Origin of the sequence: Delftia sp. ASV31, assembly GCF_016428765.1 — a bacterium.
Lineage (GTDB): Bacteria > Pseudomonadota > Gammaproteobacteria > Burkholderiales > Burkholderiaceae_C > Comamonas > Comamonas acidovorans.
In genome coordinates this window covers 24,158-33,939 of sequence record NZ_JAELTK010000070.1, presented here as the reverse complement: position 1 = coordinate 33,939, position 9,782 = coordinate 24,158, and the positions used below count along the sequence as shown (strand labels likewise).

Sequence of the window (9,782 nt, the reverse complement as noted above, 5' to 3'; positions counted from 1 at the left end):
CCCCCCCCCCCCCCCCCCCCCCCCCCCCCCCCCCCCCCCCCCCCCCCCCCCTTTTAGATGTGTATAAGAGACAGTGCCCTGACTGACCTGCTGGAGAACCTGAGAGATATCTGACGAGCCGTAGTGCAATGATGCTGCACTGAACGATTGTGTTTATTCCGTTGATGGTGCCAAATCATGTTTTCCAATACGAATCACAGAAAAGATTTGAATATATCCGTACTGCTGGCCGATGATCATCCTGGAATCATCTCAGGCATCCGGCATGAGCTGTCTTCCGAGCTGGAAATCCTGTTGAAAGCCAGTGTTTCAAATTCAACCGATCTGGTAAAAAAATTGGATGAGGGTGGCTTTGACGTGCTTGTGTCGGATTACTCCATGCCTACGGGTCAATACGGAGATGGCTTGAATCTGTTTGGCTACATATCCAGAAGATTTCCTAACCTGGGTTTGGTGGTTCTGACCATGCTGGACAATTCGGCCATTCTCCAGGCGCTGGGCAAGGTATCGAACATCAGCATCGTGAGCAAGGCGGACCCGGTGCTGCATCTGGTTCCAGCCATTCATGCCGCCTATACAGGAGGGACATACTTCTCTCCCGCCATTTCCGAGCGACTGGAAAAAATGAATGCGGGTGTCATGGGCGGCGAAGGAAAATCACCGGGGGTGCTCAGTCCCAAGGAATCGGAGGTGGTAAGGCTTTATGCGGCCGGTTTGCGTATCGACGAGATCGCGGCCAAGCTGAACAGAAGCAAGAAAACCATCAGTACCCAGAAAGTCAAGGCCATGCACAAGCTTGGAATTGAACGGGACATTGATCTGATGAAGTATGCCCTTGAGTGCGGATGGGTGACCTCATCGAGATCTCAATGACGGCCGGTTTTTTATCTGTCGTTCGAGATCCGGATTTCTTCCAGGAGCTGGTCAAGCTGCGATGCCAGCGCCAGAAGCGAATGCGCATGGTGCATCAGTCCATCATGGTTGATGCCGTTTTCCAGCCCGGCGCAGCGTATTGACAGCTCAGTCAGGTCAAAAAATCGCAGTGAACCGGAAAGATTGTGCAGCTCTCTTTGCACATCCTTGCGATTCTTGCTGGATTTGATGATCGCCAGCGACGAGCGTGCAGACTCCAGAAAGGCCGTTCTGATGGGGGCCGGGATCTGTTGAAAATGGGCGACCTCATCGGTAGAAGAAATGCGGCCGCTGTTGGCAGGCCGGGGCTGGACGGCCAGTTGCAGTGCATCAAAGAGGCCCTGCAGCGAACGCCAGGAGACTTCGATGATGCGGGCGTTGATCACCTTGGGTTTCAGGGGGTGATCAGCCTCGCATTCGATGATGCTTGCAGCTCCTGCCACCAGGCGGTTTTCATCCTTGGGATTCCAGGACGTTTTCGGTCCGCAAAGCACAACAACCTGGAACTTCTGCAGGCGATCCTGGCGGATGGCCGTGGGATGGTGGCAGGCCGTGGTCGCCAGGCCCCAACTTTTGAGGTGCGGGAGCAGATGGGCGTGCAGTTCATCGGATGACGAGATGAACAAAACCTGCTCGCCTGAAAATGACAAAGCGGAGGAGGGGGGCTCTTCTGTGGCTGTTATCGATTCGGCGGCAGTCGAGATCTTTTCAGAACGGTATGGTGTGGGTGCACTGTCCAAGGTGGATGTCTGTTTTTTCATGGGTGGCCGAGTATCTGGAGCCGGCATCTGCAGTCAGTCACTCGCTGGAGGCTTCAGATCCGGCTGGAAGATTGGACCACGGCATCCATCCATGGTGCATGTTTAAGGACATGTCCATAGAGCATCCTTGTTTCACCTGCGTGGCGTCTGGCCTTGGAAGCCCAAGCCCGGACATTCAGGTGTGGCAGCAAGTGCCGCCAGAATGAAAAAAGCCTGCAGAGAACTGCAGGCTGTTTTCATGGAGGCGTTTATCCAGGCTTCAGATGGCGAACTGGGCGCGATCCTTGTCCTTGATCCAGGCGGGGGGCTTGCCACGGCCGGTCCAGGTGTCACCGGTTTCGGGATTGCGGAACTTGGGGGCCACGGTGGAGGGGGCGCGGCGTGCCGTGAAGATGTCGTCGGCAGTCAGGCCGTAATCCTGAACCAGGCCGCGAATCTTGGCGATCACATCACTGACTTCTTGTTTGCGTGCTGCCTGGATCTGGGCCTCGAGTGCCTCGCGCTGTGCCAGAAGTTCTTTGTATGTGGTGTTCACGGTAGTTTGCCTTTCATGGATTGAAGCGCAAATATTAACGGTTTTTTAAGAACAAGTTTGCATGCTTTCGATCATTTTCTCCTATGACTGCCATTGGCTGTCCTGACCGTGTTCAAAATGATCGGTCCACGCCAGGTAAAGGCCATGTAAAGAGCCGGCAGTTATGGGGCGCTGTATGTTCCGGAGCCCTTCAAAATCCTGTACGCGCTCGCTTTCAGGTTTGAAGCGCTGTAGTTCACAGAGGTGAGTGATCGGCTGCGAAGGAGTTTGGCTTATTGAAGGGGATGTGAAAGGCGATGCCGTGATCAAACTGCACCGCACATTGGAAATTCTTGAAGTCCAGTCTGTACGCTGCTTTCCAACGGCTTTTTGCGTGGGGTTGGGGGAGGGTGGCGAGCGGACTGCAAGCGAAAGATGAGGGTGTTGGTGGTCCCGTGACATCCTTCGCGAAAGACATGTGTTTTTGCCTACAAAACTGTTTATTCATACAGTATGATGCGGCCATGAGCATCGATCAGATCGCCTTCGCACTCCCCGCAGTCCTTGCCGTCTGGCTGTCGCAGTCCCGTTCCGTTGCCCTGCGGCGGTGGGCCTGCCTTCTCGGCCTGGGATGCATGCCTTATTGGATATATGTGGCTCTGTTGGCCGGGCAGTGGGGCATGTTGGCCTTGGCAGGCGCCTTTGCGCTGGGCTGGCTCAAGGGGCTTTGGGTGCACTGGCTGGCACCTCGTCGGCGTGAGGCCGTGGGCTCGGGCCTGGGCACCATCCAGATCACGCCGGGCACCCGTTGACGGCTGGGCCGCTGGTCCGCGCCTTGTGTTCATCGATGCTGCAGGCGGGCGCGTGTTTTACGGGTGCTGTGCATGGCGTGCTCGGGAATTTCAAGCGTTCTCACTGGAATTTGATGCAGATAAAAGCCGAGTGTTTTGCTTGGTTGGTGTGATGGCCGTGCCGATGCGCCGGCTGCCAGGGTGGCCTGCTGTCTTTATGCCCAGCCGTGCATGGCTGCAAGACTGGGCCGGGGCTGTGATGCAAGGATTTCTGCCCTTTGTGCACTGTGGTGGTGCACATCTTTCGGGTCTTGGTGCAGGTTTCCGGATCGGCAGGTAGCGCTGTGTTTTTGCGGATATTTCCGATTTGTATGGTAAGTTATGTGAGCAAAAAGCCACGGAGTTTTCGGGTCTGTGCAGGTCCTTGTATGGACGCCAGCTGGCAGTGATGGGCAAGTCCGAGGCATAGAATCGTTTGCATACAACAGGCAGTCATCTATCAGAGTTGCCTCTAAAAACCACGTGAAAACAGCCCACCCCGCTGGCGGTGGGCTTTCTTTTTCGGGCTTGGCCGCGGCGAGCCCGTCGCCTGATTTTTCAGTGCGCACCTATGGTTTGCACCTGTTGTCAACCACAAGGTTTGCACACGATGAAATTCACTCTCAACCAACAAGAGGTCGAGATCCAGGGCGTCAGCCCTGAGACGCCGCTGCTTTATGTGCTGCGCAACGACATGCAGCTCAACGGTCCCAAGTTCGGCTGCGGCCTGGGCGAATGCGGCGCATGCGCCGTGCTGATCGACGGCAAGGTGGCCCGCTCCTGCTCCGTTCCCGTGAGCGTGGTCCAGGGCATGAAGGTCACGACGCTGGAAGGCCTGTCCCAGGATGCGACCCAGGCCGAGCACGCCCGCGTGGCGCGTGACTGGGAGGCCGCCCATCCGGCCGCCGTGCCGGGCATGCCTGCCGGCAAGCCGGCAGCCGATGCACAGGGCAAGGCCGTCTACCGACTGCACCCTGTGCAGCAGGCTTTCATTGACGAGCAGGCCGCCCAGTGCGGCTACTGCACCAACGGCATGGTCATGGCCCTGGTGGCCTTGTTCGACCACAAGCCCACGGCCACCGACGAGGAAGTCACCCAGGCCCTGTCCGGCCACCTGTGCCGCTGCGGCACGCATGTGGAAATCATGCGTGCGGCTGCTCGCGCACGCGTGCTGATCGCCCAGGGAGGTGCAGTATGAGTGCATCCAACCCCCTTCAACTGACGCGCCGCAACCTGCTCAAGCTGGGCGGCATGGTCATGGTCAGCTCGGTGGCGGCCGCTGGCCTGGTGGCTGAAAGCACGGGTACGGCGCCCGCCGTGGCCGGCGCCTTCCCCATTCCCCCCATCGACCGGGTGAGCAGCTTCATCGCCATTGGGGCGGACGGCAGCGTCACGGCCTACCACGGCCACGTGGACCTGGGCACGGGCATCCGTACCTCGCTGGCGCAGCTGGTGGCCGATGAGCTCGATGTGGAGTTCGAACGCATCACCATGGTGCTGGGCCACACGGGCCGCACGCCCAACCAGGGCCCGACCATTGCCAGCAACACCATCCAGGTGGATGCCATCCCCATGCGCAAGGCCGCCGCGCAGGTGCGCCAGCTGCTGCTGGGCCTGGCTGCCGAGAAGCTGCAGCAGCCCGTGTCCGCACTGACCACGTCCAAGGGCGCGGTGGTGGCCAAGGGCGGCCGGCGCATCGGCTACGGCGAACTGGCCCAGGGCCAGGACCTGAACATTGCGCTGGACAAGGAAGTGCCGCTGCGCACCGGCGGTTTCAACTACATCGGCAAGTCCGTGCAGCGCGTGGACATTCCGGCCAAGGTGCTGGGCGCGCTGGCCTATGTGCACGATGTGCGCGTGCCCGGCATGCTGCACGGCCGCGTGGTGCGCCCGCCCTATGGCGGTGCCGATGCGTCGGCGCCGCTGGGCAGCAGCCTGATTTCGGTGAACGAGCAGTCGGTCGCTCATCTGCCGGGCATCGTCAAGGTGGTTGTGCAGGGCGATTTCGTGGGCATCGTGGCCGAGCGCGAAGAGCAGGCCATTGCCGCCATGCGCCAGCTGGAGGTGAAGTGGAAGGACTGGGCCGGCGTGCCCGACCTGTCGCTGAACGCCATGCACGACACCCTGGTCAAGCACGAGAAGACCGACCGCATGCTGCGCGAGGACGCGGGCATTGACGAGGCCTTCTCGGGCGCCAAGAAGGTGATCGAGGCCGACTACGTCTGGCCCTACCACCTGCATGCCTCCATCGGCCCGTCCTGCGCCGTGGCCGAGGTGTCCGCCAGCCAGATCCAGGTCTGGACCGGATCGCAGAACCCGCACGACGTGCGCAAGGACATCGCCACGCTGACCGGCATGGCGGCCGACCAGATCAATGTGACGCGCCTGGAAGCCTCGGGCTGCTACGGCCGCAATTGCGCGGACGACGTGGCATCCGACGCCGTGCTGCTGTCGCAGGCCGTGGGCCGCCCGGTGCGCGTGCAGCTGATGCGCGAGCAGGAAGCCGCCTGGGAGCCCAAGGGCACGGGCCAGCTGATCCGCGTGCGCGGCGGCCTGGACGAGAACCATGCCGTGCTGGGCTACGAGCTCAAGACCTGCTACCCGTCCAACGACGCGGCGGCCCTGGCCCTGATCCTGACGGGCAAGGTGCCCAACAAGCCCAAGGTGCTGCAGATGGGCGACCGTACGGCCATCCCGCAGTACGAGTACCCCAAGATGCGCGTGGTCTCGCAGGATGCGGCGCCCATCGTGCGCGCTTCGTGGATGCGCGGCGTCTCGGCCCTGCCCAACGTCTTTGCCCATGAGTGCTGGATCGACGAATGCGCCTACCTGGCCGGTGAAGACCCGCTGGCCTACCGCCTGCGCTACCTGAAGGACCCGCGCGCCGTGGCGCTGACGCACGCTGCGCACAAGCAGGCCGGCTGGCAGGATGGCCCGGCCCACCGCAACCCCGCGCCGGCCGACCAGCGTCTGGTCAAGGGCCGCGGCTTTGCCTATGCCCGCTACTACCACAGCAAGTTCCCTGGCTACGGCGCGGCCTGGGCCACCTGGATCTGCGACGTGACCGTGGACCGCGAGACCGGCGTGATCAAGGTGGACAAGGTCTTCGTGGCCCATGACTGCGGCGAGATGGTCAACCCGGCCGGCGTGCGCCACCAGGTGCACGGCAACATCATCCAGTCCACCAGCCGCGTGCTCAAGGAGTACGTGACCTTCGACAGCAAGGGCGTGACCTCGCTGGACTGGGGCGGCTACCCCATCCTGCGCTTTGACGAGCTGCCCGAGATCGACGTGCAACTGGTCGAGCGCCCGGGCGAAGACCCCATGGGCGCGGGCGAATCGGCCTCCGTGCCCAGCGCCGCCGCTGTCTCCAACGCCGTGTTCGACGCCACCGGCGTGCGCCTGCGCGAAGTGCCGTTCACCCCGGCACGCGTGCTGGCCGCACTCAAGGCACAGGCTGCCGATGCAGCCCCGGCCGGCAAGGCACAGAACTGAGAGCGGAGGACCGGAACATGCACACACTCAAGAAAATCACCCTCGGCGTGGTCGGCCTAGCCGCCGTGGCCGGCGCCGCCTTCTGGCTGGCCACGGGCCGCAGCGAAATCGCGCCCCTGCAGCAGATCCCGGTGCAGGAATTCAGCCAGCAGCAGATCGACCAGGGGCGCCGCCTGGCGCACATGGGCGACTGCGCGGTCTGCCACACGGCACCGGGCGGCCAGCGCAACGCAGGCGGCCTGGCCATGCCCAGCCCCTTCGGCACCATCTACTCGACCAACATCACGCCGGATGCCGAAACCGGCATCGGCCGCTGGTCGTACGAGGCCTTCGAGCGCGCCATGCGCCATGGCGTGGACCGCGAGGGCAACTACCTGTACCCCGCCTTCCCGTACACGGCATTCACCCGCGTGACCGATGAGGACATGAAGGCGCTGTACGCCTTCCTGATGACCGAGCCGGCTGTCTCCAACGAGGCACCCAAGACCGCGCTGAACTTCCCGTTCAACGTGCGCCGCGGCCTGGCCCTGTGGAATGCGCTGTACCTGGAGCCGGGCGAGCAGCCCGCGCCCGCCAACCAGTCGGGCGAGTGGATTCGCGGCGCCTACCTGGTCGAAGGCCTGGGCCACTGCGCCGCCTGTCACTCGCCGCGCAACCAGTTCGGCGCCGAGAAAAAGGGTGCCGACCATCTGGCCGGCGCCTTCATCGACGGCTGGGATGCGCCCGCGCTCAACGACAAGGCCGTGGCTCCGCTGCCCTGGACGCGAGAAGATCTGGTCCGCTACATGCAGACCGGCTTCTCGGAGCGCCACGGCGTGGCCGCCGGCCCCATGGCGCCCGTGATCGAAGGCCTGTCCCACCAGTCGGCCGAGGACATCAACGCCATGGCCACCTACCTGATGTCGTACCGCAAGCCCGTGGCAGACGCCGCTGGCGCAGGGGACGCCCAGGCCCTGGTGAAGGAAAAGACCGAGGTTGCCAAGCTGCCGGTCGACGCCCAGGGCTACCGCCTGTACCAGGGCGCCTGCATGGCCTGCCACCGCGCCGATCCCAGCGGCGTGCTGGCCGGCAGCAACTTCGGCGTGCGTCCCCAGCTGTCGCTGAACACCAACCTGTACAGCGACTCGCCGACCAACGCCATCCATGTGGTGCTCAACGGCATCACGCAACCGGCGCGCCCGCAGCTGGGCACCATGCCCGCCTTCCGCCACAACCTCAGCGACGATCAGATCGCCACGCTGCTCAACACCATGCGCAGCCAGTACGGCCTGCAGCCCTGGGCCGGCCTGAGCGACAAGGTCAAGGCCCTGCGCGAGGAAACACGCCCCGGCAAGGTGGCGGCGCACTGAGCCTGCGCTGCGTCATCTGCGCAGCCTGTGCGCTGCGCTAGGATGGCAAGGGACCGCTGTGCCCACAGCGGTCCCTTTTTTTATGGTGACCCGCAAGATGACAAGCCACATACCCGATTTCCCCCTGCTGATCGGCGCCAACCGCCAATGGCTGGATGCACGTGCCCAGGCGCTGGATGCCGGCAACGGCGAGGCCACGGCCGCCGTCGTGCCCTATCTGGCCGAAGCCGGGCTGCTGGGCCACGGCTTGGCTGATGCCTTGGGCGGGCAGGGCGGCCGCGCCGGCGATGCCATCGAGGCGATTGCCCAGGTGGCCGCGCACTCCATGTCCGCCGCCTTTGCCTTCTGGGGCCAGCGTGTGCTGATCGAGATGCTGGCGAACACCGGCAATGCGGCCCTGCGCGAGCGCTGGCTGCCCGCGCTGCTGGCGGGCGAGGCGGCCGGTGCCTCGGGGCTGTCCAACATCATGAAATTCCTCAGCGGGCTGGAGGCTCTCAACATCCGCGCCACGGCCCGGGAAGGCGGCGGCTGGCTGCTCAACGGCAGCGTGCCCTGGTGCACCAACCTGCGCGGCCCCCGCTTTCTGGCCGCCATTGCCGTGGCGCGTGACGACGGCGCGCCGCCCATGATCGTGGCCCTGCCGTCCGATCGTCCCGGCCTGGAGCGCTCGCCGGATCTGGAGCTGATTGCCCTGCGCGGCACCAACACCGCCGCCTTGCAACTCAAGGACGTGGCCATCACCGAAGACGATCTGCTGGCCGAGCGCGCCGGCGGATTCCTGCCGCGTGTGCGCCCGGCCTTCCTGGGCATGCAATGCGGCCTGTCCATCGGCCTGGCGCGCGCGGCCTGTGCGCAGGCCGCCTCGCGCATGGGGCAGGGCGGGCATGTGCTGCAGCAGCCGCTGGACGATACCCGCAGCCATCTGGAGCAGGCGGTGACGGCACTCAAGGCCGGTGTCGAGGCCGGCGATTTCGTGGAGGCGCCCGAGCGGCTTTTCGCGCTGCGCCTGGCCCTGCACGACTGCGTGCAGCAGGCCATGCAGCTGGAGCTGCAGACGGCCGGCGGCCGTGCCTACAGCCTGGATGCGGACGATGGCTTTGCCCGCCGCTGGCGTGAATCGGCCTTCATCCCCATCGTCACGCCCAGCGTGATCCAGTTGCGCGCCGAGCTGCAAAAACTGCAAAAGCTCGGCGCCTGACGGCTCAGCCCGCCTTGGCTGCGGGCTGCAGCGCCGGCTCCAGCGCCGTGTCCAGCAGCAGCAAGGCGGTCTCCATCGCCGCCAGCAGCCGCTGGCGCGGCACGCCATCGCGGGCCTGCACCGATATGCCGTGCAGTTGCGTGGCATAGAAATCGCCCAGCGCCTGCACATCGGTGCCGGCGCGCAGCTCGCCTTCATCCAGCGCGCGCTGAAGGCGGTCGATCAGGGACTGCGTGCGCTGGCAGCGGTGCCCGGCCAGCCAGGCGGCGACTGCCTCATTTTCCTCGGCGCAATTGGTGGCGGCGGTGACCACCATGCAGCCCAGCGGATGGGCATCGTCCGTATAGGTGGCCACGGCATCGCGCAGCACGCGGGCCAGGGCGTCGCGCACGCGCGGCTCCTGGGCCATGGCGCGGTCGGCAAAGCCGCCGTCACCGGCCTCGTAGCGCTGCACGGCCTCGCGGAACAGGTCCTGCTTGCTGCCGAAGGCCGCATAGATGCGCGCTGACGCAATGCCCAGCGCCTGCACCAGGTCGGCCATGGACGTGCCCTCGTAGCCGCGCCGCCAGAACGCCAGCATGGCGCGCTCCAGCGCCTGGTCTCGGTCAAATTCCCTGGGTCTTCCGGCCATCTTCCTCATCCTTCTCAACAGTCAGGGCGGCATCTTAGCGGCGCCGTGATGCTGTCTTGCATCGGCTTCGCAAAAGCGGCCGCATTGGCGTG

At 64.1% G+C, this 9,782-nt stretch carries 9 protein-coding genes; 6 read left to right on the top strand and 3 right to left on the bottom strand.

Annotated elements, in window-relative coordinates:
• The first annotated feature begins 177 nt into the window (after window positions 1–177).
• Window positions 178–873, top strand: a complete 696-nt coding sequence (locus JHD82_RS21695; protein WP_012205761.1) for a response regulator — start codon at window positions 178–180, stop codon at window positions 871–873.
• Window positions 874–884: 11 nt separating this feature from the next.
• Here JHD82_RS21695 and JHD82_RS21690 read toward each other — a convergent pair whose 3' ends face one another.
• Both JHD82_RS21690 and JHD82_RS21685 read right to left on the bottom strand, forming a co-directional pair.
• On the bottom strand, window positions 885–1,673 hold the full coding sequence (locus JHD82_RS21690; protein WP_233174847.1) for an Hpt domain-containing protein: 789 nt from the start codon (window positions 1,671–1,673) through the stop codon (window positions 885–887).
• A gap of 259 nt (window positions 1,674–1,932) precedes the next feature.
• Window positions 1,933–2,208 carry an H-NS family nucleoid-associated regulatory protein gene (locus tag JHD82_RS21685; RefSeq protein ID WP_012205759.1) on the bottom strand — a complete coding sequence of 92 codons (276 nt, stop codon included), beginning with the start codon at window positions 2,206–2,208 and terminating at the stop codon, window positions 1,933–1,935.
• Window positions 2,209–2,867: 659 nt separating this feature from the next.
• Here JHD82_RS21685 and JHD82_RS30500 point away from each other — a divergent pair.
• From JHD82_RS30500 to JHD82_RS21660, 5 genes are all read left to right on the top strand, one after another.
• Window positions 2,868–2,999 (top strand): hypothetical protein, encoded by a 132-nt coding sequence (locus JHD82_RS30500; RefSeq protein ID WP_373769842.1) that lies wholly within the window; start codon window positions 2,868–2,870, stop codon window positions 2,997–2,999.
• Window positions 3,000–3,627: 628 nt separating this feature from the next.
• Window positions 3,628–4,215, top strand: a complete 588-nt coding sequence (locus JHD82_RS21675; protein ID WP_199138713.1) for a (2Fe-2S)-binding protein — start codon at window positions 3,628–3,630, stop codon at window positions 4,213–4,215.
• Window positions 4,212–6,512, top strand: a complete 2,301-nt coding sequence (locus JHD82_RS21670; protein WP_199138711.1) for a molybdopterin cofactor-binding domain-containing protein — start codon at window positions 4,212–4,214, stop codon at window positions 6,510–6,512. Before JHD82_RS21675 ends, JHD82_RS21670 begins: the two co-directional genes overlap by 4 nt.
• Window positions 6,513–6,529: 17 nt before the next feature.
• Entirely contained in the window at window positions 6,530–7,861 is a 1,332-nt protein-coding gene (locus tag JHD82_RS21665; protein WP_199138709.1) for a cytochrome c, read from the top strand.
• Between the two features lie 82 nt (window positions 7,862–7,943).
• Window positions 7,944–9,059 (top strand): acyl-CoA dehydrogenase family protein, encoded by a 1,116-nt coding sequence (locus JHD82_RS21660; protein WP_199138707.1) that lies wholly within the window; start codon window positions 7,944–7,946, stop codon window positions 9,057–9,059.
• A 4-nt stretch (window positions 9,060–9,063) separates the two neighbouring features.
• Here JHD82_RS21660 and JHD82_RS21655 read toward each other — a convergent pair whose 3' ends face one another.
• Entirely contained in the window at window positions 9,064–9,690 is a 627-nt protein-coding gene (locus tag JHD82_RS21655; RefSeq protein ID WP_199138705.1) for a TetR/AcrR family transcriptional regulator, read from the bottom strand.
• Window positions 9,691–9,782 lie beyond the last annotated feature (92 nt).

Coding starts and splice junctions, on each gene's coding strand:
- JHD82_RS21695 (WP_012205761.1), top strand. CDS start 178: ATGTTTTCCAATACGAATCACAGAAAAGATTTGAATATATCCGTACTG.
- JHD82_RS21690 (WP_233174847.1), bottom strand. CDS start 1,673: ATGAAAAAACAGACATCCACCTTGGACAGTGCACCCACACCATACCGT.
- JHD82_RS30500 (WP_373769842.1), top strand. CDS start 2,868: ATGTTGGCCTTGGCAGGCGCCTTTGCGCTGGGCTGGCTCAAGGGGCTT.
- JHD82_RS21675 (WP_199138713.1), top strand. CDS start 3,628: ATGAAATTCACTCTCAACCAACAAGAGGTCGAGATCCAGGGCGTCAGC.
- JHD82_RS21670 (WP_199138711.1), top strand. CDS start 4,212: ATGAGTGCATCCAACCCCCTTCAACTGACGCGCCGCAACCTGCTCAAG.
- JHD82_RS21665 (WP_199138709.1), top strand. CDS start 6,530: ATGCACACACTCAAGAAAATCACCCTCGGCGTGGTCGGCCTAGCCGCC.
- JHD82_RS21660 (WP_199138707.1), top strand. CDS start 7,944: ATGGTGACCCGCAAGATGACAAGCCACATACCCGATTTCCCCCTGCTG.
- JHD82_RS21655 (WP_199138705.1), bottom strand. CDS start 9,690: ATGGCCGGAAGACCCAGGGAATTTGACCGAGACCAGGCGCTGGAGCGC.